The 25887-nt window shown below is 69.4% G+C and carries 26 protein-coding genes and 1 tRNA gene; 17 read left to right on the forward strand and 10 right to left on the reverse strand.

Features of this window, described 5'->3' with window-relative positions; all coding sequences use genetic code 11:
- Positions 1 to 5: 5 nt before the first annotated feature.
- On the reverse strand, positions 6 to 626 hold the full coding sequence (locus V1460_RS02895) for a DUF461 domain-containing protein (protein ID WP_338677869.1): 621 nt from the start codon (positions 624 to 626) through the stop codon (positions 6 to 8).
- 925 nt (positions 627 to 1551) lie between these two features.
- Here V1460_RS02895 and V1460_RS02900 point away from each other — a divergent pair.
- The 7 genes from V1460_RS02900 (at position 1552) to V1460_RS02930 (ending at position 8880) form a co-directional block, all read left to right on the forward strand.
- Complete coding sequence (locus tag V1460_RS02900; RefSeq protein WP_017945956.1) at positions 1552 to 2034, forward strand: CarD family transcriptional regulator; 483 nt, start codon at positions 1552 to 1554, stop codon at positions 2032 to 2034.
- Positions 2035 to 2597: 563 nt separating this feature from the next.
- Positions 2598 to 3347 carry a 2-C-methyl-D-erythritol 4-phosphate cytidylyltransferase gene (gene ispD / locus V1460_RS02905; RefSeq protein ID WP_338671937.1) on the forward strand — a complete coding sequence of 250 codons (750 nt, stop codon included), beginning with the start codon at positions 2598 to 2600 and terminating at the stop codon, positions 3345 to 3347.
- Positions 3337 to 3858, forward strand: coding sequence for a 2-C-methyl-D-erythritol 2,4-cyclodiphosphate synthase (gene ispF, locus V1460_RS02910; protein ID WP_338671939.1), 522 nt, complete (start codon positions 3337 to 3339; stop codon positions 3856 to 3858). Before ispD ends, ispF begins: the two co-directional genes overlap by 11 nt.
- Positions 3859 to 3940: 82 nt before the next feature.
- Entirely contained in the window at positions 3941 to 4348 is a 408-nt protein-coding gene (locus V1460_RS02915) for a PPOX class F420-dependent oxidoreductase (RefSeq protein ID WP_338671940.1), read from the forward strand.
- A gap of 188 nt (positions 4349 to 4536) precedes the next feature.
- A complete protein-coding gene (gene cysS, locus V1460_RS02920) occupies positions 4537 to 5937 on the forward strand; it encodes a cysteine--tRNA ligase (RefSeq protein ID WP_338671941.1) in 1401 nt (466 codons plus the stop codon).
- 117 nt (positions 5938 to 6054) lie between these two features.
- Positions 6055 to 7005: a 23S rRNA (guanosine(2251)-2'-O)-methyltransferase RlmB gene (gene rlmB, locus V1460_RS02925; RefSeq protein WP_338671942.1), complete on the forward strand. Its 951-nt coding sequence runs from the start codon at positions 6055 to 6057 to the stop codon at positions 7003 to 7005.
- 105 nt (positions 7006 to 7110) lie between these two features.
- Entirely contained in the window at positions 7111 to 8880 is a 1770-nt protein-coding gene (locus tag V1460_RS02930; protein ID WP_338671943.1) for a DoxX family membrane protein, read from the forward strand.
- Between the two features lie 118 nt (positions 8881 to 8998).
- On the opposite strand, the gene V1460_RS02935 is transcribed toward V1460_RS02930, so the two are convergent.
- The 3 genes from V1460_RS02935 to V1460_RS02945 form a co-directional block, all read right to left on the reverse strand.
- Positions 8999 to 9715, reverse strand: coding sequence for a nucleotidyltransferase family protein (locus V1460_RS02935; protein WP_338671944.1), 717 nt, complete (start codon positions 9713 to 9715; stop codon positions 8999 to 9001).
- Positions 9716 to 9791: 76 nt separating this feature from the next.
- Positions 9792 to 10214: a hypothetical protein gene (locus tag V1460_RS02940; RefSeq protein ID WP_338671945.1), complete on the reverse strand. Its 423-nt coding sequence runs from the start codon at positions 10212 to 10214 to the stop codon at positions 9792 to 9794.
- A 189-nt stretch (positions 10215 to 10403) separates the two neighbouring features.
- Positions 10404 to 11543, reverse strand: a complete 1140-nt coding sequence (locus V1460_RS02945) for a sn-glycerol-3-phosphate ABC transporter ATP-binding protein UgpC (protein ID WP_338677870.1) — start codon at positions 11541 to 11543, stop codon at positions 10404 to 10406.
- 346 nt (positions 11544 to 11889) lie between these two features.
- On the opposite strand from V1460_RS02945, the gene V1460_RS02950 reads away from it, so the two are divergent.
- Positions 11890 to 11963: transfer RNA gene (locus tag V1460_RS02950), tRNA-Thr, on the forward strand.
- A gap of 56 nt (positions 11964 to 12019) precedes the next feature.
- Here V1460_RS02950 and V1460_RS36215 read toward each other — a convergent pair.
- Entirely contained in the window at positions 12020 to 12172 is a 153-nt protein-coding gene (locus V1460_RS36215; protein WP_407077389.1) for a hypothetical protein, read from the reverse strand.
- 327 nt (positions 12173 to 12499) lie between these two features.
- On the opposite strand from V1460_RS36215, the gene V1460_RS02960 reads away from it, so the two are divergent.
- Positions 12500 to 12802, forward strand: coding sequence for a hypothetical protein (locus tag V1460_RS02960; protein WP_338671946.1), 303 nt, complete (start codon positions 12500 to 12502; stop codon positions 12800 to 12802).
- Positions 12803 to 13199: 397 nt separating this feature from the next.
- A complete protein-coding gene (locus V1460_RS02965; protein WP_338671947.1) occupies positions 13200 to 14066 on the forward strand; it encodes a DUF4394 domain-containing protein in 867 nt (288 codons plus the stop codon).
- Between the two features lie 210 nt (positions 14067 to 14276).
- On the opposite strand, the gene V1460_RS02970 is transcribed toward V1460_RS02965, so the two are convergent.
- Positions 14277 to 14927 (reverse strand): fasciclin domain-containing protein, encoded by a 651-nt coding sequence (locus tag V1460_RS02970; protein WP_338671948.1) that lies wholly within the window; start codon positions 14925 to 14927, stop codon positions 14277 to 14279.
- A gap of 301 nt (positions 14928 to 15228) precedes the next feature.
- Positions 15229 to 16803, reverse strand: coding sequence for a molybdopterin-dependent oxidoreductase (locus V1460_RS02975; protein WP_407077390.1), 1575 nt, complete (start codon positions 16801 to 16803; stop codon positions 15229 to 15231).
- 356 nt (positions 16804 to 17159) lie between these two features.
- Between V1460_RS02975 and sigK the strand changes: the two genes are divergently transcribed.
- The 3 genes from sigK to V1460_RS02990 all read left to right on the forward strand — a co-directional run bounded on the left by sigK (position 17160) and on the right by V1460_RS02990 (position 19306).
- On the forward strand, positions 17160 to 17759 hold the full coding sequence (gene sigK, locus V1460_RS02980; protein WP_338671950.1) for an ECF RNA polymerase sigma factor SigK: 600 nt from the start codon (positions 17160 to 17162) through the stop codon (positions 17757 to 17759).
- Positions 17756 to 18505: an anti-sigma factor gene (locus tag V1460_RS02985; protein ID WP_338671951.1), complete on the forward strand. Its 750-nt coding sequence runs from the start codon at positions 17756 to 17758 to the stop codon at positions 18503 to 18505. The genes sigK and V1460_RS02985 overlap by 4 nt, the downstream gene beginning before the upstream one ends.
- 282 nt (positions 18506 to 18787) lie before the next feature.
- Complete coding sequence (locus tag V1460_RS02990) at positions 18788 to 19306, forward strand: hypothetical protein (protein WP_338671952.1); 519 nt, start codon at positions 18788 to 18790, stop codon at positions 19304 to 19306.
- Positions 19307 to 19309: 3 nt separating this feature from the next.
- Here V1460_RS02990 and V1460_RS02995 read toward each other — a convergent pair whose 3' ends face one another.
- Positions 19310 to 19981: a pentapeptide repeat-containing protein gene (locus V1460_RS02995; RefSeq protein ID WP_338671953.1), complete on the reverse strand. Its 672-nt coding sequence runs from the start codon at positions 19979 to 19981 to the stop codon at positions 19310 to 19312.
- A gap of 51 nt (positions 19982 to 20032) precedes the next feature.
- Entirely contained in the window at positions 20033 to 20296 is a 264-nt protein-coding gene (locus V1460_RS03000; RefSeq protein WP_338671954.1) for a hypothetical protein, read from the reverse strand.
- Between the two features lie 217 nt (positions 20297 to 20513).
- Here V1460_RS03000 and V1460_RS03005 point away from each other — a divergent pair, with 217 nt between their 5' ends.
- The gene (locus V1460_RS03005; RefSeq protein ID WP_338671955.1) at positions 20514 to 21905 is read left to right on the forward strand and encodes an FAD-binding oxidoreductase; all 1392 of its coding nucleotides are present in this window, start codon (positions 20514 to 20516) and stop codon (positions 21903 to 21905) included.
- Between the two features lie 165 nt (positions 21906 to 22070).
- On the opposite strand, the gene V1460_RS03010 is transcribed toward V1460_RS03005, so the two are convergent.
- Positions 22071 to 22658, reverse strand: a complete 588-nt coding sequence (locus tag V1460_RS03010) for a PadR family transcriptional regulator (protein WP_338671956.1) — start codon at positions 22656 to 22658, stop codon at positions 22071 to 22073.
- 125 nt (positions 22659 to 22783) lie between these two features.
- Here V1460_RS03010 and V1460_RS03015 point away from each other — a divergent pair, with 125 nt between their 5' ends.
- From V1460_RS03015 to V1460_RS03025, 3 genes are read left to right on the forward strand one after another with little or no spacing between them, the layout of a single operon-like run.
- Positions 22784 to 23215 (forward strand): nuclear transport factor 2 family protein, encoded by a 432-nt coding sequence (locus V1460_RS03015; protein ID WP_338671957.1) that lies wholly within the window; start codon positions 22784 to 22786, stop codon positions 23213 to 23215.
- A complete protein-coding gene (locus tag V1460_RS03020) occupies positions 23212 to 24732 on the forward strand; it encodes an NAD(P)/FAD-dependent oxidoreductase (RefSeq protein WP_338671958.1) in 1521 nt (506 codons plus the stop codon). The genes V1460_RS03015 and V1460_RS03020 overlap by 4 nt, the downstream gene beginning before the upstream one ends.
- Complete coding sequence (locus tag V1460_RS03025) at positions 24729 to 25868, forward strand: FAD-binding oxidoreductase (protein ID WP_338671959.1); 1140 nt, start codon at positions 24729 to 24731, stop codon at positions 25866 to 25868. The genes V1460_RS03020 and V1460_RS03025 overlap by 4 nt, the downstream gene beginning before the upstream one ends.
- Positions 25869 to 25887 lie beyond the last annotated feature (19 nt).

A 25887-nucleotide genomic window follows, 5' to 3' on the forward strand; every position in this document is an offset into this window, starting at 1 on the left:
GGGCGTCAGTGCCCGGCGGCAGCGGACTCGGAGGCCTCGGCTTCCGTACCCGCATCGCCCGCCTCGTCGCCAAGGCCCTCACCCTCGGCGCCGTGCCCGGCCGCCGGGGCGCTCGGGCTGGACGCGGGGGCCGAAGGGGACGCCGGGGGCTGCGGGAGCGCCGAGGGGCCGTATGACGTGAAGTAGCCGGCCGCCGGTACCACGAAGGCGTCGAGGCTGACGTCGCCGGTCTCGCTGAACCGGAAGACGACCTTCTGCGGCTCGCCGTCCGCGGCGGCCTCACGGCCGTTGTCGATGACGGCGGACGCGTTGCCCTCGCCGCCGAGGAGCACGGAACCGCCGGCCGGCACGGTGATCGCGCCGCTGCCGTCGGCCGGGCTCAGCTTCACGGTCAGCCCGGTGTCCGGCAGCGTGATGGACTCGAGGGTCTGGTTCTTGGTGCTGTTGTTGAACACCGTCCCCGACACGACCGCCGGACCCTCGGCCTTGAGGTCGGGCTGGGTGATGACCGTCGCGTTCTGGATCTTGATGTCGCCGACGGTGGTGGCGGCGTTGTCGGGCTTGATCTCCAGTGTCTGGGCGTCTTTGCCCGCACCGCAGGCGGAGAGCGAGGCGACCGAGATCATCAGGGCGACGGCGGCGATGGCGCCGCGCCGAAGGCTGCGGGCGCCCCCGGGCGACGTGTGGGGGAGGCTCACGGCGGCGGCAACTCCTTGGACGTACGGACTGGCTGAAGGTCTTACAGGTCTTACGGTCTGCACGAGCTGCTGCGCGGCGGTCGTACAGCGGGCTTAGGTTACCGACCCGCGGTCGGACTCCCGCACCCGACCCGCCCCTGATGCGATCACGCTCCGCCGGAGCCGCCCCGGACGCTCTGCCGAGCGGCTCCTTCCAGGCCCCGCCTGACCGCGTCCGGCCCCGGCCGGCTTCTCGCCACCGCCCACCCCGGCCGGCTCCGCCGCTCATCCCCGGCCGCTCTTCACCGTGGCTCTATCCCTCTTCACCGTGGCTCTGTCCCGGCCGCTCTTCACGGTGGGGATCGGGTCGCCACCGGTGGTCGCCGGCCGGCGCCGATGATCGCCGACGTTCCACCGACGGGATTTGGTCCGCTGTTCACATTAGGTCGGTGATCAATTCCGCAGGCCATCACACATTCCCGCGGAAAAAACGCCGGCGGGCACCCGGGATGCCCCTCGGATGGCTCTCCGGGGGAGTCGTGGGATGTCCTTGGTGATCAATTCGGGATTCCTTCCCGACATCCATCCGCTCGGGTGATCGATCCTCGAACGGAGTATGCGAAGCGGGCGACCGGGAACCAGACAAATCAAGACATTTATCCACTCAAGCGGTGGTTGTGGTGCGGGTAACGTGCACGTTTCCGTGCGCCTGCACAGCGGCTCCGACCTGCGAATACCCGCTTGCGGAAGGCGTCCTCAGCACGTTCGGGTTGCTGTTGTCAAGCCCCGAGATATGCCCTGACCTGCGAAAACGCCATTCAGAAGTGGCCGTTCTCGTGTTACTCTGGATAGCCACGGAAGGGGTACCTGTCACATGACGTTCAAGGTTGGCGACACCGTGGTCTATCCCCATCACGGGGCCGCGCTGATCGAGGCCATCGAAACTCGCCAGATCAAAGGCGTGGACAAGACCTACTTGGTGCTCAAGGTCGCTCAGGGCGACCTGACGGTTCGTGTCCCGGCGGACAATGCGGACCTCGTCGGTGTGCGCGATGTGGTCGGCCAGGACGGGCTCGACCGGGTCTTCGACGTGCTGCGCGCGCCGTATGCCGAGGAGCCCACGAACTGGTCCCGTCGCTACAAGGCAAACCTCGAGAAGCTCGCCTCCGGCGACGTCATCAAGGTCGCCGAAGTGGTGCGTGACCTGTGGCGCCGCGAGCGTGAGCGTGGGCTCTCCGCAGGTGAGAAGCGCATGCTGGCCAAGGCCCGCCAGATCCTGGTGAGCGAGCTGGCTCTCGCGGAGAACACCAACGAGGACAAGGCCGAGGCGCTGCTCGACGAGGTTCTCGCGTCCTGACGCGCCGGTGCGGGACGTCCGTGCACGTGGTGTGTGCAGCGTCCGCGTTCACAGCGTAGAACTGAATGCCGCGGTGCCCGCTGACCAGCTGATGAGGTTGTGTCGCCGGGCGCTGCGGCATGTTCGTAAGATCGAACCAGTCAAGCCGTGAACCCACGCCGTGAACGCGACGTGCCGGGTGCCCCGCGTACTCGTCTCGCCCGTATCGGACGTACTCGTACCCACCCTGCCCGACCGCAGATGCCCGCACCCGTCCCGTAACTCAGCTAGCTCGGCAACCCTGATACCCCGACTTTCCCCGTCGTCCCCTGTCCATGGCGCGTCCGGTGCACCTGCCCGACCAGCGTCACGGAAGGGTCTGGTCGAGGCGTCGTACCCGGCGCTCTCCCCCGCAATCCAGCCGGGGGTACCTCCCAGGCCATACCCACCTCGGCCGAGGACACAAACCTGGCCGGCGACATCTACGTCTTGGCCATGTCAATCCGGGGACCCTCTGGGGCAGCCGTGACGGCCGGGAATTCCGGGAAGCCTCAGAGCAGCACCCGACCACCGGAGTGGAACCGATGTCAGACCTCACACGCACCGGCCGCACCGCCGCGGTGATCCCCGCGGCGGGCCGGGGCGTTCGGCTCGGCCCAGGCGCGCCCAAGGCGCTCCGTACGATCAGCGGCACCCCCATGCTGATCCACGCCGTACGGGCCATGGCCGCCGCCAGAGCCGTCTCCCTCGTCGTCGTCGTCGCCCCGCCGGACGGTGCCCCCGAGGTCAAGCACCTGCTCGACGCGCACGCGCTCCCCGAACGCACCGACTATCTGGTGGTTCCGGGCGGCGAAACCCGCCAGGAGTCCGTGCGCCGGGGGCTGGACGCCCTGCCCGACGCCGTCACCACGGTCCTTGTCCACGACGCGGCCCGCCCCTTGGTCCCCGTCGACACCGTCGACGGGGTGATCGAGGCCGTGCGGGACGGGTCACCGGCCGTCGTCCCCGCGCTGCCGGTCGCCGACACGGTCAAGCAGGTCGAGCCCCGTGCCAAGGGCGAGCCCGAGCCGGTCACGGCCACCCCCGAGCGTGCCCTGCTGCGCGCCGTGCAGACCCCGCAGGGCTTCGACCGCGACACCCTCGTGCGCGCCCACGAGGCTTTCGCCGCCGTGAGCGGCGACGGAGCCACCGACGACGCCGGGATGGTCGAGCGACTCGGCGCGCCCGTCGTGGTCGTACCCGGCCACGAGGAGGCGTTCAAGGTGACCCGCCCGCTGGACCTCGTGCTCGCCGAGGCCGTACTCGCCCGCAGGAGGGCCAACGATGGCTTCTGACAACACCGCCTCCGTGCCTCCCGACCCAGCCGCGCCACCCATGCCCCTCGTCGGGATCGGCACCGACGTCCACGCCTTCGAGCAGGGTCGCGAACTGTGGTGCGCCGGCCTGCTGTGGCCCGGTGAGGACGGGCTCGCCGGGCACTCCGACGGCGACGTCGCCGCTCACGCCGCGTGCGACGCCCTGTTCTCAGCGGCCGGTGTCGGCGACCTGGGTGCCCACTTCGGCACCGGCCGCCCCGAGTGGTCCGGCGCGTCGGGAGTGGCGCTGCTCACCGAGGCCGCCCGGATCGTGCGCGCCGAGGGCTTCGAGATCGGCAATATCGCGGTCCAGGTCATCGGCGTGAGGCCGAAGATCGGCAAGCGCCGCGACGAGGCCCAGCGGGCCCTGAGCGCCGCCGTCGGCGCCCCGGTATCCGTGTCCGGAACCACCACCGACGGTCTTGGGCTGACCGGCAGGGCCGAAGGACTGGCAGCGATCGCCACGGCGCTGGTCTTCCGCGCGTCCTGACGTGGTGCGGGCCGGTGTGTGGGGTAGACGCGGAGGTGACGTCTCACCACACTCCCCACCCCGTTTTCGGAGGAACAGCGCCGTGACCGCCTCGCTCAGCGACAAACTCAAGGAACTGCTCGACAGCCCCCAGTTCGTGAACATCGCCACCATCCAGCCGGACGGAAGCCCGCAGGTCTCTCCCGTCTGGGTCAAGCGGGACGGGAACGACCTCCTGGTCTCGACGACCATCGGCCGCCGCAAGGAGAAGAACCTCAGGCGCGACCCCCGTACCACCGTGGTCGTGCAGCCGTTCGACGCGCCGTACACGTACGCCGAGATCCGCGGTACCGCCAAGCTCACCACGGAGGGCGGTCAGGAGCTGATCGACGAGCTGTCCATGAAGTACACCGGCAAGCCTTACGCCGAGTTCAACCCCGCGGCCGGCCAGGACGCACCGCGTGTGGTCGTCCGGATCACCCCGCGCAAGGTCGTCGGCGCGTTGGCCTGAGCCGGCCGTGACCGGAGACGGCCTCGACCATGACCGCGCGCCCCTTCCGGGATCAGACCGGGGTCCCCGGTGTCGTCGGGCGCCGTCCCCCTGGTCACGTTCCGCACCGGGCCGTCCCCTGGTCACAATCCGCCCCGCGCCCCGTAAACAGGCGCGGGGCACTGCCCGGGGCCCACTACTCTTGAGTGGTGACTATTCGGCTGTACGACACCAACGCCCGGCAGATCCGCGACTTCGTCCCGCTCGTGCCGGGTTGTGTCTCGATCTACCTGTGTGGCGCGACCGTGCAGTCCGCCCCGCACATCGGGCACATCCGCTCGGGGCTGAACTTCGACATCATGCGCCGCTGGTTCGACTACCGCGGCTACGACGTCACATTCATCAGGAACGTGACGGACATCGACGACAAGATCATCACCAAGGCCGCCGAGCAGAAACGCCCCTGGTGGTCCATCGGCTACGAGAACGAGCGCGCCTTCAACGCGGGCTACGACGCGCTCGGCTGCCTGCCCGTCACATACGAGCCCCGCGCCACCGGTCATGTCCCCGAGATGATCGAGATGATGCGCGGCCTCATCGAGCGCGGCCACGCCTACGCCGCCGAGGGCAACGTCTACTTCGACGTGCGCTCCTACTCCGGCTATCTGGAGCTGTCCAACCAGGACCTGGACGACCTGCGCCAGCCGTCGAGCGAGGGCGAGACCGGCAAGCGGGACCCGCGTGACTTCGCGCTGTGGAAGGCCGCCAAGCCCGGCGAGCCCTCCTGGGAGACCCCTTGGGGACGCGGGCGCCCCGGCTGGCACCTGGAGTGCTCGGCCATGGCCCACAAGTACCTGGGCTCCGCCTTCGACATCCACGGCGGCGGCCTCGACCTGATCTTCCCGCACCACGAGAACGAGATCGCGCAGGCCAAGGCCTTCGGCGACGACTTCGCCTCCTTCTGGGTACACAACGGCTGGGTGACGCTGGCCGGCGAGAAGATGTCGAAGTCGCTCGGCAACTCGGTGCTCGTCACCGACATGGTCCGGAAGTGGCGTCCCATCGTGCTGCGCTACTACCTGGGCACCCCGCACTACCGCTCGATGATCGAGTACAGCGAGGAGGCCCTGCGCGAGGCCGAGTCCGCGTTCGCTCGCATCGAGGGCTTCATGCAGCGGGTCACCGAGAAGGCCGGTGGGGATGTCGCCCCCGCCGCCGAGGTGCCCCCGGCCTTCGCCGAGGCGATGGACGACGACCTCGGAGTGCCGCAGGCGCTCGCGATCGTCCACACCGCGGTACGCCAGGGCAACTCGGCCCTCGCCGCCGACGACAAGGAGTCCGCGGTCGAGCGGCTCGCCGAGGTACGGGCCATGCTCGGGGTCTTCGGGCTCGACCCGCTCGACCCGCGCTGGGCGGGCGACACCGACCGGGGCGACGACCTGCACGGCGTGGTGGACTCGCTCGTGGGCCTGGTGCTCCAGCAGCGCCAGGCGGCCAGGTCTCGCAAGGACTGGGGCACGGCGGACGCGATCCGCGACCAGCTCAACCAGTCCGGCCTCGTGATCGAGGACGGCCCAGACGGCCCGCGCTGGACGCTCGGACCGCGCTGACCGGCGAAAGTGTGCCGCCCGGGGCTCCGGGCGGCACACTTTGTTACGTGCGTGAGGTAGACACGCACGGGCGAACCAACGAACGTGAAGAACCAGGGAACCAGGGAACAGGTAGTCATGGCCGGGAACAGCCAGCGCAGGAACCGTCGTACGTCCAACAAGAAGGGCGCGACGGTCGGCAGCGGTGGCAACCGGCGCCGCGGCCTCGAAGGCAAGGGCCCGACCCCGCCCGCGTCCGCCCGTAAGGGGCATGTCAAGAACCGGATCGCCAACGCCAAGGCCAAGCAGACCCAGCGCCGCCCCGTCGCCCGCCGCGGCGGCAAGGGCGCGTCCGAGATGGTCGTCGGCCGCAACCCCGTCTTCGAGGCACTGCGCGACGGCGTGCCCGCGACGACCCTTTACGTCCAGCAGTTCATCGACAACGACGAGCGGGTACGCGAGGCCCTGCACCTCGCCGGCCAGCGCGGCAACATCCACCTGATGGAAGCCCCGCGCGCCGAGCTGGACCGGATGACCAACGGGTTGAACCACCAGGGCCTCGTCCTCCAGGTCCCGCCGTACGAGTACGCCCACCCCGAGGACCTCGCCGCGGCCGCCTTCGATGACGGCGAGGACCCGCTGATCGTCGCCCTCGACGGCGTCACCGACCCCCGCAACCTCGGCGCGGTCGTCCGCTCCGTCGCCGCCTTCGGCGGCCACGGAGTGGTCGTGCCCGAGCGCCGCGCCGCGGGTATGACCGCCGGCGCCTGGAAGACCTCCGCCGGCACCGCCGCCCGCACCCCGGTGGCCCGCGCCACCAATCTGACCCGCGCCCTCGAGGCGTACCAGAAGGCCGGGATCACCGTCGTCGGCCTCGCGGCGGACGGCGAGGTCGAGGTCGGCGATCTCGAGGCGCTCGAAGGACCGGTCGTCATCGTCATCGGCAGCGAGGGCAAGGGCCTGTCCCGCCTCGTCGGCGAGACCTGCGACTTCCTCGTCCGTATCCCCATGCCGGGCGGCGCGGAGTCGCTGAACGCGGGTGTCGCGGCGGGTGTCGTGCTGTACGAGGCGGCGCGCCGCAGGGGCTGAGCGCGGCCGAACGGAGCGGCCCCGGGCCTCGCGGGACGATCTTGACGGGTCTCGGACATTTCGAGGCCGTCAAGGCAGTGTCCTAACGACAAGTCACTCGGTTAGATGAGTGTGGACACCAGAACGCCCCGGCCCGGGTTCGACGAGACGCCCTTGAGCATGGTCAAGGTGAACTGCGATCCCGCGCAGGTCATCGTGAACCACGCCAGCTTCCGGGTGAAGCTCGGGCAGAGCCAGACCGTGCGCGGCGCGCGCGGAATGGCGGACACCACCAGGATCCCCGCGGCAGGTGGCGCGCGCGCGGCGGCGCGCCGTCGTACACCCGTTGTGTGGAGTGGGAGATCCGCCCCGGGCGACCCGGGGGCGACCGGCCTGCTGCAGGCCGTGCGCAACTCGGGCTCCGCGTACGCGGGCACGTACGGCGCCGACGCGTACGGTTCAGGCACCTACGGAACCGCCCCGTACGACGCCGGGCCCGGACTCCGCGGCACGGGCTACGACCACGATCCCGAACTCGGCGCCACCGACCTCGGTATCGTCGGGGCCACCCAGGTCCTGCCCCGCGTCGGGCTCGCCTCCCGCAGGGGTGCCGCCGACGCCACCCGGCCCACTCCTGCGGTGGGCGCCGGCGGGCAGGGCGGCTCGGGCCCGCGGCTGCCGCACATGCGTCGGGCGGCCGATTCCCACGGCGGCGCTCCACACGGCGGGCGGGCCGCCCGCGACGCCTACGACGCGTACGAGCCCTATGGCCAGGAGGCCGAGGAAGAGCCCGACTTCGCCTATGTGATCCCCCAGCGGGACCAGGCCACCGACGCCGGAGTCCGGCACGCCTACTACCCCGGCCGCCGGATGAACCTCGGCGTCGTGCTGCTTCCCCTGCGAGTGTTCCTCGGCTTCATCTCCGTCTACGCCGGCATGGGCAAGCTCTGCGACCCCGTGTACTTCGACGGCGGCGAACGCGGCTCCATGATCAAGTGGCTGCACTCGCTCGACCCCTGGGCCATCGCCGGGCCACTGCGCGACTTCGCGCTCTCGCACCCGGTCGGCGCCGGACTCACCGTCGCGTTCCTCCAGGTCGCCGTCGGCGTGCTCACCGTGCTGGGACTCTGGCAGCGGGTCGCCGCCGTCGTCGGCGCGCTGCTCTCCGCCGCGCTGATCATGACGGTCAGCTGGCGCACCGCGCCGGTCTACGACGCACCCGACATCATGACCCTCGCCGCCTGGTCCCCGCTGATCATCGCGGGTGCCCCCGTCTACTCGGTCGACAGCCGTCTCGCGGGCGAAGCCTGGCGCACCCTCGGCCCGCGCTCCGAGCTCTGGGACCTGCGCCGCCGGGTGTTGCGCCGCGGCGGCATGCTGGCCGCCGTCTTGGTGGGACTGACCCTGCTGGTCGGTTCGATGCTGGGCGGGGCCGTACGGTCATCGGAGCTGGTGACCGTCCCGGGGCCGGACGTCGACCCCACCAACCACCTACCGGGCTCCGCTCTGCCGCAGGAGCCGGGCGAGCGCGGCCCCTCCCAGGAGGCCAAGCGCCCCGAGCCCAGCAAGAGCGAGTCCAGCAGCCCCGCCGCCGAGCGGACCGAGCCGTCGGAAGCCGCAACCGAAGGCTCCGAGAGCACCGGCCAGGCGGGCACTCCCAGTGAATCGCAGGGCACGGGCAACGACTGGCAGCCCCCCACCCGACCGCAGCCCGACGAGCCGCCGTCCGACAGCTCACGTCCGTCGGCCGGCGGTGGCTCTGCCTCGGGCGGCGGCCAGGGCAGTGGCGGAGGTACGGGAGGCGGGAGCGGCAATGACGTCAGTGGAGGCGCGAGCGGCGCCGGGGACGGCAGCGGGGGAGGGAACACCAACCCGATCGGCGGTCTCCTCGGCTGAGCCGGTGCCGCGCCGCCGCGCCGCGCGCCGCCCCGCCGCGCGCTGAAGCGCGCGGGCCCGAAGAGCCCCGGCCTCCATGGGAGGCCGGGGCTCGACGCATGGGCAGTGAAGCCGCGCTTCAGGGCGCGTGCGTCGCCAGCTCCTTGGCCGCCTCGGTCAAGTCCTTGGCGGTGTCGATGGCCCGCCAGTACGCCCCCTGCGGCAGCGGGAACCCGGCCAGCGCGCGCTCCCGCGCCAGCCGCGGGAACGTCGTGCGCTCGTGGTCACCGCGATCGGGCAGCAGGCCGGTGAACTCCGCGGAGAACACATACACACCCGCGTTGATCAGATACGGCGACGGCGGTGCCTCGATGAAGTCCAGCACGTGGCCGAACTCGTCCGTCTCCACAGCGCCCCACGGAATACGGGGCCGGGCCAGGGAGAGTGTCGCGGTGGCGTCCCGCTCCGCGTGGAACGCGGCCATATCGCGCAGCGAAAAGCGCGTCCAGATGTCGCCGTTGGTCGCGTACCACGGCTGGTCAGGGTGCGGCAGGCTCTGGGCCGCGTACTTGAGGCCACCGCCCCGCCCCAGCGGCTCCTCCTCGACCACCGTTGTGACCCGCAGCGGCAGCACTGCGCTGTCGAGCCACTCCTGGAGCACTTCGGCGAGATGCCCGCAGGACACCACGACGTCGGTCACGCCCTCTTCGGCCAGCCAGGAAAGCTGATGGCCGATGATCGGAATCCCGGTCCCGGGAATCTCGACCATCGGCTTGGGGCGGTCGTCGGTGTAGGGGCGCAGTCGCGAGCCCTGGCCGCCCGCCAGGACCACGGCCTGCGTCGGAAACACATGCATACGGGCACGATAAGCGGTGCCAGGCGGATCACTGCGAGGGGTACCCGGCTTTCCGGGCCCGCGAACGGGGCGGCGGTCAGCTGCCCTGCGCCTGCTGCGAGACACCGGCGGCGAACGAGGTGTCGCACACGGGTCGGGAGTACGACTGCGCACGTGTCGGACCGTAGTGCTCCACCGCGGCCCGGCCCAGCTCGCGGGCGATCGTCATGCAGTGCTTCGCGAGTGAAGGACGCTCTTCGACCTCACGCTGAAGCTCGGTGAGCGCCGTACCGGGGTCCTTCTCCTGGAGTTCGGCGAGCAGCCTGTCGCGCAGCACATCCTGCGGCGCACGGGACTTGGCGGGAACCGATACATTCTCCGAGGACGCGGTGATCATGCGCGACTCGGTGTGACGCCCGGCCCAGGGGACGCTGGCGACCGCGAGAGTTCCGGAGAGCACCAGGACGACGGGCAGGACGAGGGCGAGGGAACGGCCGATACGGCGGGCTGTGGTGGTCACGCAGGCGAGCGTAGCGCCCAGTAGTGATTTGGCGACATTTGGTCACCCTTGCGAGGGAACGTTCGAGTAGATATTTCGAATCGGGTGTTGACGAGCTGGGTGAACTGTCCGATCTGCCGGGGTATTTACCGGCAGACATGAGTGGTCCCCTCGCTTCCGTGAGGGGACCACTCACCATCACCACCGACGTCAGTCGCTCAGTCGCTCGCCTGTCGACGTCGAGAAGACATGTGTCTCACCTGGCTGCGGAACGACATGCAACTCGGCGCCCTTCGCCGGCACGTTCCGGCCGTTCACCCGGACCACCAGGTCCTTGAACTGGCCGCCGACCTCGGCGCTCCCGTACACGTAGCCGTCCGCGCCGAGCTCCTCGACCACGTTCACCGTCATCGCCAGGCCGGCAGGCGCGTCGGCCGCGCTCTTCGAGAGCGACTGCGCGGCAGCCCCTCCGTTCAGCTCCACCACGTCGAAGTGCTCGGGCCGCACGCCGACCGTCACCGTGCGATCGCCCCGATCGGCGGCTGCGGCCAACGCCTCACGCGAAACGGGCACCACACTGTTGCCGAACCGCACACCGCCGTCGGTGATCGGCACCTCGACCAGGTTCATCGCCGGGGAGCCGATGAATCCGGCGACGAAGAGGTTCGCCGGCCTGTCGTACATGTTTCGCGGCGTATCGACCTGCTGAAGGAGCCCGTCCTTCAGCACCGCCACCCGGTCGCCCATGGTCATCGCCTCGACCTGGTCATGCGTCACATACACCGTGGTGATCCCGAGCCTGCGCTGCAGCGACGCGATCTGCGTACGGGTGGACACACGCAGCTTGGCGTCCAGGTTCGACAGCGGCTCGTCCATCAGGAACACCTGGGGTTCCCGCACGATGGCCCGCCCCATCGCCACCCGCTGCCGCTGACCGCCGGACAGCGCCTTGGGCTTGCGGTCCAGGTACTCGGTCAGGTCGAGGATCTTTGCCGCCTCCTCGACCTTCCGCCTGATGGTGTCCTTGTCCACCCCGGCGATCTTGAGCGCGAAGCCCATGTTCGCCGCGACGGTCATATGCGGATAGAGCGCGTAGTTCTGGAACACCATGGCGATGTCCCGGTCCTTCGGCGGGAGGTGGGTGACATCCCTGTCACCGATCCGGATCGCTCCGCCGTCCACGTCCTCCAGTCCCGCGAGCATCCGCAGGGAGGTGGACTTACCGCAGCCCGACGGACCGACCAGAACGAGGAACTCCCCGTCCGCGATCTCGATGTCGAGCCCGTCGACGGCGGGCTTGGTGGAGCCCGGATAGATCCGGGATGCCTTGTCAAAGGTGACGGTGGCCATGCTGATGTGTCCCTTCACCGGCAGGAACGTGCCGGACGATCCGAGTAAAGGAAGGATGGGTCTAAGGGCTGTCCCGTAATCCCCGGCGGGCGCGCGACGACAGCTACGGCACCCCGCTGCGTTGTCGAATCGCCCGAATACACCCAGTATGCGGGCGACCCTCCGCCTTGCGTTGCACCGCACCTGACGCCGCGCTCTGATCCACCGCGGATTACGGGACAGCCCTTAGTCCACCAGGGTGAACGTCCTGGTGACGGTACCCGGCGGCGGCCCGCTTTGTCAGTAGCTGCCGGGCCGGGGAATTCTCGACGGGGGCCGCTCAAGTGCGGTTACACTCATCCGCAACGCCTCCTTAGCTCAGCTGGCCAGAGCACCGCTCTTGTAAAGCGGGGGTCGTCGGTTCGAACCCGACAGGGGGCTCAAGGCGAAGGGCCAGCTCACAGGATCGAATCCCGTGTGCCGGCCCTTTCGCATGATCACGGCCGTGCCGCCTGCGTGCCGGAAGGCGGCGGAGCGACGCCCTTCCGGCCGCGGTGTTCCCGCTGCTTGGCGAAACCCAGCCGCTGGTACCAGGCGACCGCAGCCGCAGCGCCCTCGACGCGAAGACCGGGAACGGCCTCCTCGTCCATGCGGCCCATCGTCGCAGACCGCCACCCGAGAGGGCGCGGCCCGATCACTTCGGTCCGGCGATTGCCCACGCGACCGCGCGGAAGGGGCCGGGCTTGGGGGTCGCGGATCCAGCTCGTCTGTCTCGTGGCGGCCATCGATTCTTCTTCTTGCGTTCCGCCGGACGAGTGGCGGTGATTTTTTCGAAACCGCACTTCGTTCTGCGGAAATGGTTCGAACGCGTGCAAGGAAAAGGAAAGTTCTCCCATCCGGAATCGCTTCGGTTTCGAATCACGACTGCGAGCTCGGTTCTGGGCTTGAGAAGGCGAATCAGAGAAGGGGTAAGTCCTGTGCGTAATCTTCTCCATGTTGTGGTGGTCGCTGCGGTGGTCACTCCCGTGGTGCTTCTCGCGGGAGGCGCGGCCAGCGCCGACTCCTACGATCAGCGCATGACGAGTGTCGGCCCTGCGGGTGCCTCCACCAGGTATGTGTCCACCGGGACCACCTTCGGTGGGGCGTACTACGCCGCGGGTGATGTCATGGCTGGGTCCGACGGCGCCGCGAGCTCTCACACGCGGAGCATCGCGGGTGGTGCCTGGGGTGCTTCCGGCGTGCACGGTGGGCTGCTCGGACTGGGCCGGCTGCTGGGCTGACGCCCTCGGGCTGGACCGCCTCGCCTGCACCGCAGACCGGACTGCCTGCGGTGCAGGGCTGCCCCCAACGGGCGACTTGTCCGGTGTGCCGTTCCCGCGACACGTCCTGAATTCCCTGCTGCGGGAATGTGATTTCCGGTCGGTCCTGCAGGGGAGAACGGGCTTCGCTGGTCCCTCGAAGGCGGGACGGAATCGGATTTCCGGATCCCCTCGTGGGTGCCCCGCACAGCCTCGACTGGTGCGACTTCGATTGGGGCAGGATGAAGTCCTTTGTTAGTCGTGCGGATGCCTCGGTCCGTAATCCCTGCCACTTCACCGAGATTCGCGGTGAATTCTCATGTACCGGTCGCCTTGATTCTGTTGTGGTGACCACCCCAACCCCACTGAAAGGTACGTTATGCGTACGCGCACGTCCCTTGTCCTGTCCGTGGTTCTGGCTGCTTCATGCGTCGCTCCGGCGGCTCTGGCACACCCTGTCGTCCCGTCTGTCTTCGGTGACTCCGGCTGGCGCGGAACGACAGCGGTCGGGTTGACGACCGATCAGCGCTTGGTGCAGTTCGACGTGGACAGGCCCTCACGGGCCCGTTCCCTGGGTTCGGTCACAGGCCTGTCCGGGGACACGGAGCTCGTCGGTATCGACTACCGGGTCCAGGACTGCCGGCTCTACGGCGTCGGCGACCAAGGCGGCATCTACACCCTGAACACGCGGACCGCCGTGGCCGCGAAGGTCTCCCAGCTCACTGTCGCTCTCTCCGGCACGTCGTTCGGAGTCGACTTCAACCCGGCGGCCAACCGACTGCGGATCATCTCCGACACCGGGCAGAACCTCCGGCACAACATCGACGACCCTGCCGCGCCGTTGACCACGATCGTGGACGGCACGCTGACCAACCCGACGATGCCGCCTTCGACCGCCTTGGGTGCGACCGCCGCGGCCTACACCAACAACGATCTGAACGGGGCCACGGCCACGACCCTGTTCGACATCGACACGCTGGCCGACCGTGTGTCCCTGCAGTCCCCTGCCAACGCGGGCACCCTGGCGCCCACGGGAAACCTCGGCGTCGACGCCGGGCCTGACGCGGGATTCGACATCCACTTCGACGCCAAGAGCGGAACCAACCGTGGTTTCGCCACCCTTGAAACCAATGGCGTGTTCCGCCTGTACGGGGTGGATCTCCTCACCGGGAAGGCCACCAGCAAGGGCGCCTTCCCGACGAACCACCAGGTCGAGGAGCTGGCGCTGCCCATCAACAAGCGATAGCACCTCCGTTCGGCGGCAGGCGTCCTGACGGGATGTGCTCGATCGGCCGCGTTCGCGAGCGCAGGAGCACGGCAGCCCTTACCGAAGGAGCAATGGCCGTCTCAGGTTTGAGGTCGCGCTTGTCTCCCGCAGGCCGCTGCGCTGTTCACCTGGCACGGTTACTGTCGTGCCAGGTGAACAGTCGGGGGCGCTTCAGGACCGGCTGGCTGTTCAGGACTTCGGCATGAGCACGGTGTCGACGATGTAGACCGTGGCGTTGGCGGTGGGCACATTGCCGCAGACGACCCTGGAGTTGTCGTTGACGGTGTAGTCCTCGCCGGATCCCTTGGTGGAGAGGGTCGACTTCTGCAGGGTCTCGAAGCTGCCGTTCCCGAGCTGCTGTGGCGTGAGCTTCTGGCCGACCACGTGGTAGGTGAGGATGTCGGTCAGCGTCTCCTTGTCCGCGAGGACCTTGTCCAGGTCGGCCTTCGGGATCTTGGCGAAGGCGTCGTTGGTCGGTGCGAACACGGTGATGTTCTGCGCGTTGTTGAGGGTGTCGACCAGTCCGGCCTTCTTCACGGCGGCCACCAGCGTGGACAGGGCAGGGTTGTTGGAGGCGGCGGTGGCCACCGGGTCCTGGGCCATGCCGTCGAAGGATCCGGCTCCGTCCTTGGGGACCGAAGCACAGGCGGGTCCGAACGGGCCGTCGCCGCCTGGGGCGGCATCGTCCATGGCCGGGGTGTTCTCCTCGGCCGGTGCCGCGGCCCCCTTGTCCGCGGCGGACTTCGCGGAGTCGTCACCTCCACACGCGGTCAGAGCGAGCGGCAGAACGGCGACCGCGGCGACGGCGACGGCGGCGCGACGGAAGCGGAAGGCAGTCATCAGAACACTCCTGAGTAATTGATCGATTGCATCGAGTGGCGACTTGGGTGCGCCGGACGGCCTTGGCATCGGATGAGGGCTGTCCGGTGGCGCTTGGCCCCGGGGGGCTCGTCGAGATCAGGGCTCGGAAGTGACCCCGGGGTTGGTGGTGCCCTCGTGCCGGTGGTGGGCGAGGACTGTCCGATTGATCGTCACACTGGGGATTCGGTGTGCGGCGCCAGGCGGATTGGTGGAGCGCGTGGGACGGCGAGGTATCACCCGCAAGTGCCGCACTGCGAACGGAGGTTCGTGCCGATCTCCGTCAGGTGACCGTCACGACCACGCTGTGCCAGCCGCTGGCTCCGTCGGGGATGGTGCGAGCTCGCTGCTCTGTCTGGGTCTCGCCTGTGCGGTCGGTGGCGCGGACGGTGAGGGTGTGGGTGCCGGTGGTTGCCTGCCAGGGCAGGGACCACTGGCGCCAGGTGTCGGTGGTGTGTTCGGTCGCGAGGTCGGCGTGTTGCCAGGGGCCGTCGTCGACCCGTACCTCGACGCGGTCGATGCCCCGGTGCTGGGCCCAGGCGACCCCGGCGATCATCACCGTGCCGGGGGCCGGGCGGGCGAAGGGTTTGGGGGTGTCGATGCGGGACTGGGTCTTGACGGGGGCCTCGCGGGCCCACTTCCGCTTGACCCAGTAGGAGTCGAACGTGTCGAAGGTGGCGAGTTCGATGTCCTCGATCCACTTGCAGGCGGAGACGTATCCGTACAGACCGGGGACGACCATCCGCACGGGGAAGCCGTGGTCGAAGGGCAGCGGCTCGCCGTTCATTCCGATGGCGAGCATGGCGTCCCGGCCGTCCATCACGTCCTCGACCGGGGTGCCGAGGGTCATCCCGTCGGCGGACCGGGCCACCAGCTGATCGGCCGGGCCCCCTCGCGATGGTGGTTGAACTCCCGCTTGCCGGAGCAGGTCCGCCAGGCGTACGCCGATCCAGCGTGCGGTGCCGACGTAACGGCCGCCGACCTCGTTGGACACGCAGGTCAGGGTGATGTCCCGCTCGATCAGGTCCCCTTCCAGCAGGTCCTGGAAGGTGAGGCTGAGAGGGTTGGTGACGCCCTTGCCGTGGATCCTGAGGCGCCAGGCACTGGCATCGACCTTCGGCACGACGAGTGCGGTGTCGACCCGGTAGAAGTCCTTGTTCGGGGTGGTGAAGGGAGGCATCCCGGGAATGCGCAGCTCGGCACGAGAGCTGATGGCGGGGGCGGGTGACCCGGGGGCAGGCAGGGTGACGGACGCGCGGGACGCGGCAACGTCCCCACTTCGGGTCTGGGCCAGTCCCCGGCCCAGTGCTCCGGCTCCGGCGGAGGCGACGGCTGCCGCGGTGGCGGCGATCAGGAAGCCGCGGCGGTCCCAGCCGTCCGGCTCGCTCGGCGTCACCGCTTCGCCGGGGCCGGTGAGACTGCCCACCACGGTGTAGAGCACCGCGGAACCGGCGAGTGCCCCGAGGGTCGATGGCAGGGCGTCGACCCACGACACCGAATCCGGGCGCCCGAGCGCGGCAGCCGCTCCGAGCACACCGAAGGCCAGGACCCCGAGAGCGCCAACGCGACGATGACGCAGGGCAAGCAGCCCAAGAGCCACGGCGAACAGCGCCAGCATCGTGAGAATGCCCGCCTGCAGCACCGATTTGTCATCGGTGCCGAAGTTGCGGATCGCCCAGTCCTTCACCTGCGCCGGGGTGATGTCGATGGACGCGCCGCCGACCGCGACCACGGGACTGGACTCCGGTCGCACGAACGCTGCCACGAGTTCCGCGACAGCCAGCGCGGAGAAGGCGGCCAGCACACCGCCGGCGCCCGCCAGAGCTCCACGGATGAGAGTTGCTCGGTTGATGCTCACACCCGTCCTTCGCGGCGTCGGATCCACCGGCTTGCCCCCCGCCGATGAACACAACCGTCCGGTGGGCATGCCGATCGTGGCCTCTGCGGGCGCATCGGCGGATGCGGGCCACCAGGTCCGCCGACCGCGCGCGGTTTTGGTGTCCGCACCACGCCGGACACGGTCGAGCGCCCGATAACCGAGTCACCCATCCGTTGGCTCGAGCGCGGCGAAGTAGTGGTGTAGGGGGCGTTACAGCGCCTAGCGCATGATGCGTACATTATCTGATTTGTCTTCATTGATCACCGAGGGACTGTCATGCCATGGAAGCATCGCGCTCAGCAACAGGGTCGCCTGTGCGAGGCGGCCCACCAGCGATGAGAGGCATCCCGTTGAGCGAACCCGCTTCCTCTGGACCGCCGGACCCGGAGGAGCTCCGGCTGGACGAGGTCATGCGACAAGTCGCGTGCGGCGACAAGGAAGCGTTCGCCGCTCTTTACGACGCCGTCGCCGACACCGTGTTCGGCATCGTCCTCAAGGTCGTGCGCGATCGGGCCCAGTCCGAAGAGGTCACGCAAGAGGTCATGATCGACTTGTGGCGGCGCGCCCCGCGCTACGATCCGAGCAAGGGCAGCGTCCATGCCTGGGCCACCATGATCGCTCACCGCCGGGCCGTGGACCGGGTCCGCTCGGCCGAAGCGACCGCCACCCGCGACCACGACCACGCCGTACGCGAAGTGCAGCGGCCTTACGACGACGTCGCCGAGCGGGTCGAGACCCGGCTGCAGAGCCAGCAGGTACGCCGCTGCATGAAGACACTCACCGAGATCCAGCGGCAAGCGGTCACGCTCGCCTACTACCAGGGGCTGACCTACCGCGAAGTCGCGGAAACCCTCTGCACACCGCTTCCGACCATCAAGACACGCATGCGCGACGGGCTCATCCGGCTGCGCGACTGCATGGGGGTGACCGCATGAAGACAATCGAGGAAGTCCACACCCTCACCGGCGCCTACGCCCTCGACGCGCTCCCACGCGACGAGCGTGAAAGGGTCGAGGCCCACCTCACGCGATGTGCCCCATGCCGTGGCGAGGTGGCCGGGTTCACCGCCACCGCCGGCCGTCTCGCCCAAGCGGTGAGCACCCCCGCCCCGCGGGCCATGCGGGATTCCGTGATGCGAGGCATCGAATCCGTGCGCCAGATGCCTCCACGTGTGCCCGCGACGAACCCGCGCGTCACATCGATCCTCGCCGGAAAGCGCAGGACCGGCCCCCTCCTCATCGCTGCCGGCCTCGTCGCGGCCGTCACGTTCGCCGGCGTCGCAGCCTGGCAGCACCAGCAGAGCAACGAGTCACGACAACGGGCGGCGCAGGCGACCCGTCAACTCGACGACCTGACCTCGGTCATGTCCGCCCCCGACGCCCGAACCGTCCAGGGCCGCACCACCAACGGAGCCACCACTTCGGTCATCGCATCCAGGCGACTGGGCAAGGCGGTGTTCGTCGGGACCGGCCTACCCAGGCCCGAAACAGGCAAGACCTACCAGCTCTGGTATGCCGAACAAGGCACCATGCACCCGGCCGGACTGGTCGAACACGACGGGGCTGTCGTCATCGACGGCAACCTCACCAACGCCACGGCCATCGGACTCACCATCGAACCCGACGGCGGATCATCCCAGCCCACCACCACACCTCTGATGCTCCTCACGCTTCCCACATGACCGGACGCACCAGCCCTGAGCCATGTGACGGCCGCCCATCCGCTTCGCCTTCGCCGGCGAAGTGCAGATGGAGCGGCCGGCAACGGAGGCGAGCGGAACGCCGGGAGGGACATATCGGCACTCATCCGCGTACGCGTCCTCGTGGTCTCGGACTCCGGCCTCTGGTGCGGAGATCCGGATGCTCCACCGACCTTGTTCCGGACCGAGGCCAGGCCGGTCCGGGCGGCGTCACCGGCAGGCGTCGTGTGCACGCTCACCGAGTGGCCGTGACACCATCAAGGCGTGCTCGACATCGGCTACTCCCTCTCCCGACGTTTCCCTGACCCCCCGCAGACCGACTACCGGCATGCCGACGTGCACGCACTGCGGCACGACCTCTTCTGCGGAGACGTCTATCTCGCCGACACCGAAGAGGACCGCGAGGTGTCCACAGCCTGGGGGTGGGTGCCCGTACTGGACTTCGCCTGGGCGCTGTGCGACATCGTCGAGCGACTCGACCGCGACCCGCTCGGCTCCCGGGCCTCCCGGCCCCAATACGCCGAGCTGGACTTCACCGAGTCCACGGACCGCATGCTCTTCGAGCGCCGCTTCGGTTGGGTGGACGTCGAAGCCGACTGGATGCCCGGCGACGAGCCGGCCCTCACCTTCAGCCACAGCGAACTGCGCCGTGAGGCACGCGACTTCCTGCACGACTTGATCGCCGACCTCACCGATCTCCACGACGGCCTCGCCGACAACCCTGTCGTCTGGGACCTCCAGAGCCGCTTCCCTCGCGCCCCAGCCGCCCCGCGCACCACCTGAGGCTCAGTCCTCCACCCGCAACCCGATCTGCGCCGCCAGCACCGGCGCCAGATCCAGCAGCTGAGCCGGGCTGATCACCGCACCGGCCAGCCGCTCGACCCCTCTGGCGATATCCAGCTCCGCCGCCTGCCTCAGATCCACGTCGCGCATCCCGGCTCCGCCGAAATCCGCCCGCCGCAGCGCGCAGTCCCGGAACTCCACCCGCGTCAGCTCGGCCGCACCGAAGTCGGGCTCGGACAGGACGCACCCCTCGAAGACCACATCCTTCAACCGGGCTCCACGCAGGTTCAGATAGTCGAACTTCCCGCCTTTCACCAGCACCCGCTCCAGCACCGCACCGTGCAGCTGCACCCCGCCCATCCGGGCGTCCACGATCTCCGCGTCCCGCAGCGACGCCCCCGCAAGGTCGGTCCCCACGCCTCGCACGCCTGTCAGCGCGGAGTCGATGAATCGGGCGCTGACCAGCGAAGTCCCATCGAGCAGGCACTCCCGCAGTGCACAGTCCAAGAAGCGTGCCCCTGCCCCGTCCTGCCCTGACAGATCCAGCCCGGCCAGCTCGAACCCGTCATAGTCCCCGTCGGGCTCCAACCGCCGCCCCTCCTCGTACGGACACAGCGGTGGCAGCCTCACCTCAGGCCGTTGGGCCGCCGACAGCTTCCTCGTCCTCTGCGCCATGACCACATGGTGCCGCACCTCACTGACATCGAGCGGGAGCGCGGCGGCCGGCTACCGCTCCGGGCCCGTACCGCCCCGGTACGACTCGTTCCTGAGTACATCCCCCAGGTCGCCCAGTGGCCCGTCCGCCGGATCGTCGAGCCCTTCCTCACCGGACACCTCACGCGATGCCCGGCCCTCGCCGGCACCGCCACCACCGTCGCCGCGATCCCCGCCGTCGCTGGAAGCGCCGCGGCCCGCCTCCCGCGCATGCCGCTGCTTCTCCTCCTCAAGGTGCTTCCGGATCTGTTCGGGCTTGTCTCCGAGCTGGTCCATGACCATCTCCCTCGTCAGCGCCCCGGCCCCCCGGCCACGCCGCAAGACTCACACAGCCCCGCCCACTCCGCACCCGGAAGCGGCCCGACCTGCGCGCCCAGGATCTCGATCATCAACAGGCTGTAGCGGTTGACAGCTGATCGCTCATCGCCAAAAACGATCCGGAGCAGTAACGTCCGGCAGACAACGGACCACGCCACCCACCGGCAGGGAAGAAATGAACACCGTCAACGGCGGCATATCGTTCTGGTACGCACAAGAAGGCGTCCCCGCGCCCCGGGAACCCCTGCCCGGCGACACCACAGCCGACGTCTGCATCGTCGGCGGCGGGTACACCGGCCTCTGGACGGCCTACTACCTCAAGAAGGCCGTCCCCTTCCTCAACATCACCGTGCTCGAAGCCAGGTTCTGCGGCTATGGCGCCTCAGGCCGAAACGGCGGCTGGCTCTACAACGGCATCGCCGGACGCGACCGCTACGCCAGACTCCACGGCCATGAAGCCGCCGTACGCCTCCAGCAGGCCATGAACGACACGGTCACGGAAGTCATCGACACCGCTCGCGCCGAGCGCATCGACGCCGACATCCACCACGGCGGCGTACTCGAAGTCGCCTATACCCCGGCCCAACTGGCCCGGCTCAGAGACTTCCACACCGTCGAGATCGCCTTCGGCGAGAAGGACCGCGAACTCTACGGCGCCCGCGCCACCGCCCAGCGCATCCGCGTCGCCGGAGCCGTCGGATCCAGCTGGACTCCCCACGGGGCCCGGATCCACCCGGTCAAACTCGCCAACGGACTCGCCGCAGCCGTCGAAGCGCTCGGCGTCACCATCCATGAATCGACCCCCGTCACCGAGATCAGACCCAAGCACGCCGTCACCCCTTACGGCACCGTCCGAGCCCCCTACGTACTGCGCTGCACCGAAGGCTTCACCGCCACGCTCGCCCACCAGCGCCGCACCTGGCTCCCCATGAACTCCTCCATGATCGCCACCGAGCCGCTCCCCGCCGCACTCTGGGACACCATCGGTTGGGAAGGACGTGAAGCACTCGGCGACATGGCCCACGCCTACATGTACGCCCAGCGCACCGCCGACGACCGCATCGCCATCGGCGGACGCGGCGTCCCCTACCGCTACGCCTCCAACACCGACAACGACGGCCGCACCCAACCCGCCACCATCGCGGCCCTCCGCGCCATCCTCACCCGCTTCTTCCCTCAGCTCGCGCACGTCCGCATCGACCACGCCTGGTCAGGCGTCCTCGGCGTTCCACGCGACTGGTGCGCCACCGTCACCCTCGACCGCTCCACCGGCCTCGGCTGGGCCGGCGGCTACGTCGGTTCCGGCGTCGCCGCCGCCAACCTCGCCGCCCGCACCCTGCGCGACCTCATCCAGCAGGACTCCGGCCAATCCGGCCCCACGGACCTGACCGCCCTCCCCTGGGTCAACCACAAGGTCCGCAAATGGGAACCCGAACCCCTCCGCTGGCTCGGGGTCCACTCCCTCTACGCGGCCTTCCGCGCCGCCGACCGCCGCGAGCTCGCGGGCCGCAGCACGGACACGGACCGCATCGCGGCACTCGCGAACAAGATCGCCGGCCGCGACTGAGAGACGGCCGGGGAAGTCCGCGCAACGCGATGTGCGCCTCCGTATGACGTCAGTCGCCGAACGGCTGTCCCATCCACCTCGGTGGATCAGCGTGCGGCGCCGGATGCATGGGATCATCACCCTGCCCCCTCCGGGGCCGAGGCCGGTTGCCCATGGCCGCTGTGCTCAGTCGCCCTCCGCCCCGCCGGGTCGGGCGGCCCGGTCGGCGCGGGCGGCCAGGACTTCGATGGTCCGTTCGCACCAGCGGACGTTCTCCTCCTCGAAGGAGCGCCCGCGCATCAGCGTCAGATACGGGCCGACCTGATCCGTCTCGACCAGGTACTCGTCCTCGGTGCTGCCGTCCAGCATGTGGTCCCGCAGCCGCTCGTAGCGGGCCAGCTTGTCGCGGATCCGTTCCAGGCGCTCCTCGAGCAACGCGCGCATCGCGTCCGGGTCCACCTCGTCCACGGCTTGGATCTTCACCATCAGTTCGTCGCGGATGGTCGTGGGGCGCGGCGGGGTCAGGGTGAAGCCGCGGAGTGCGTCCCGTCCGGTCCCGGTGAGGCTGAACATGCGCTTGTTGGGACGTCGTTCCTGCTGGACGACGCGCGCCTGGACAAGTCCGTCGGTGGCCAGTCGGTCCAGCTCCCGGTACAGCTGCTGCGGCGTCGAGGACCAGAAGTTCGCCACGGACACATCGAAGACCTTGGCCAGGTCGTAGCCGGACGCCTCGCCGTTCAGGAGCGCCGCGAGAACCGCGTACTTGAGAGACACCTGGACACGCTAACACTGATGTGATTACTCTCGTTTACACCTACTCAACAAAGTGATTAGCGAGAGGCGTCATGCGTCGGGACGGTTGTCCGGTGGCGCCGCCCGAGAGTCAGGGAGAACCCGCCATGCATCCGTTCCGCCAGGCAGTCGAGTCCGGCGACCACGCCGCCCTCCCCGCGCTGCTCGCCGACGATGTCGTCTTCACCAGTCCGGTCGCCTTCCGCCCTTACGAGGGCAAGCCGATGACGACCGCGATCCTGAGCAATGTGATCCAGGTCTTCGAGGACTTCCGCTACGTCCGCGAGATCAACGGCGCCGACGGCCGTGATCACGCGCTCGTCTTCACGGCCAAGGTCGGCGGGCGCGAGATCAACGGCTGCGACTTCCTGCATGTGAACGAGGACGGCCTCATCGACGACTTCATGGTGATGGTCAGGCCGCTGTCCGCCGCACAGGCGCTCTCGGAGGCGATGGGCGCCAGGTTCGACGCGATCGGCCGGGAGGCCGCCGCCATGGCCGCCGAGGCCGCTGCCGACTCCGCGGCGGCCGGGTCATGAGTGACGGCGACCTCGCATACGACGTCGTCGTCATCGGGGCCGGAAACGCGGGCCTGGCCGCCGCCGTCACCCTCCAACGCGCAGGCGCCCGCACCCTGCTCGTCGAGCGCCACAACGTGCCCGGCGGTTGTGCGACGTCCTTCCGGCGCGGCCGCTTCGAGTTCGAGGTCGCCCTGCACCAGCTGTCCGGCATCGGGGCGGAAGGCCAGGCGTTCTCGCTGCGTGCGCTGCTCGCCTCGCTGGATGTCGCCGATCGGCTGGACTTCGTCGAGGAGCGCGACCTGTACCGGGCCGTGGTGCCCGGTGTGTACGACGTGACGCTGCCCGCGAGCTGGTCGGGTGCGACCGACGCCCTCGAAGCCGCCTTCCCCGGCAACCGCGCCCGTATCGACAGGTTCTTCGCGCTCGTACGCGACATCACCTTCTGGCAGGTCGCCGCGATGGACGGGCTGCCGGCCGAGCAGGTCGACCCACTGCTGTTCAGGCAGGGCCTGCGCCCCTTCAAGGACGTGCTGGACGCCCATTTCACCGATGAACGCCTCAAGTCGGTGCTGGGCGCGTACTGGGGCTATCTCGGACTGCCCCCGTCCCGGCTGCCGTTCCAGGATCTGGCGCTGGTGCTGTTCGCGTATCTGGAGTTCAAGCCGTGGCACATACGCGGCGGCTCGCAGATGCTTTCGCGGGCGCTGCTCGACTCGTTCCAGCGCGCGGGCGGCGAGGTCAGGCTGAACACCGCGGTCACGGCCATCCGCACCGGTGGCGGCCGGGTCGCGGGCGTGCGGCTGGACTCCGGTGAGCGGGTGGACGCTGCCGAGGTGGTGTCCAACGTCTCGCTCCCCGCGACCTACTCCATGCTCGAAGGCCTGCCTCTCCCTGCCGCTGCCGCCCGAGATCTCGGCACCCGGCGCCCCGGGGTCTCCGGCTTCGTGCTGCACATGGGCCTGGACGCGACTCCCGCCGAACTGGGCTTCACCGCCAGCACCAACTTCGTGAACCTCGACATGGACGACGACCGGACCTTCGCCGCCATGCGCCGCGGTTTCCCGGAGCCGGTGCGGGGGATCGCCGCGTCCTGCTACGACGTCGAGCCGATCGGCTTCGCGCCGTCCGGTGCCAGCCATGTCAGCCTGATGACGCTCCAGTACGCGGATGCCTGGCAGGCCCTCGCACCAGCCGATTACGCCCGCGCCAAGTTCGCCTACGCCGAGGGCCTGCTGGACCTCCTGGAGACCATCACCCCGGGGGCGCGGGACGCGATCGAGGAGGTGGATGTCGCGACTCCGCTGACGATGGAACGCTATCTGGGCCATCCCGGAGGGGCGTTCTACGGCTATGAGCAGGACGCCGCCGAAGGCTGGCCGTTCCGCGGCATCCAGCGCGAAAGCCATGTACCCGGGCTGCATCTGGCGGGTGCCTGGGTGGGCATGTGCGGGTTCCAGCCGACCCTCCAGTCCGGGGCATCGGTCGCTCGCCGACTCCTTGACAGCAAGCCGGAGAACGAGGGAGCGCACGTATGAAGCACCCGCTGGCCGAGCTCTACGACGGTCATGACGAGATCCAGGCGGAGATCGACCGCCGGTTCGCCTCCCAGCCCGCCCCGGACGCCCCGGGGAAGCCCGCCGCGGACGCCCCGGCAGGGACGGTCGAGCGCCACCACCCCAAGCGGCTGCGGCTGGTCGTCGGCGAGATCCGTGCCGAGACGGCCGACACCCGCACATACCGCCTGCGGCGCGAGGACGGGCAGCCGCTGCCGCCTTTCCTGGCCGGGCAGTACGTCAACGTCTTCACGGACGGTACGAGTCGCCCGTACGCCATCGCTTCCAGCCCCTCCTGGCACGTGGAGTACTACGAGCTGACCGTGCGGCGCGTCCCGAAGGGGCGGATCAGCAACCTGCTCATCGACACCCTCGCCGTAGGCGACCGGCTCACCACCACCGGTCCGATGGGCACCTTCCACCACAATCCGCTGTTCCACGGCGATGACCTCGTGTTCCTCGCCGGAGGCTCGGGCGTGGCTCCCGCCATGAGCATGCTCCGCGCGATCGCCGAGCAGGGGCGGGACGCCGCGTGCCGCATCCACCTGGTCTACGGCTCGCGCCACGCGGACGACGTCATCTTCCGCGACGAGCTCGCCGCCATCGCCGCGACCCACCCCGACCGTGTCCGGGTGGACCACGTCATCGGCGGACTGCTCACGGCCGAGACGATCAACGAGCTGACCGGGCCGCTGAGGGGCCGGATGGTGTACATCTGCGGGCCGCAGGCGATGTACCCGTACGCGCTCGAACAGCTCACGCTGCTCGGCCACCCACGCCGCCGCATCCGCTTCGAGGCCAACGGAGCGCCCGCCCGTCCCGAGGCCCAGCCGCACTGGCCGGCCGGTGCGGACGGCGCGGAGCAGGTGACGGTCACCGCGTGCGGGACCCGCTTCCGTACGCCCCGCAACCGCCCGCTGCTCGACGCGCTGGAGGACCAAGGCATCCGGCCCGAGGCGGCGTGCCGGTCCGGCGAGTGCGGGATGTGCGTGGTGCGGGTGGTCAGCGGCGAGACGCACACGGCGGAGGAAGGGCGGCTGCGCATGGCGGACGAGCGCTTCGGCTACACCCACAGCTGCGTGGCGTACCCGCTCACGGATGTCGAGATCGAGGTCTGACACGACCCGACCGACGGAG

This window comes from Streptomyces sp. SCSIO 30461, assembly GCF_037023745.1.
Classification (GTDB): Bacteria; Actinomycetota; Actinomycetes; order Streptomycetales; family Streptomycetaceae; genus Streptomyces.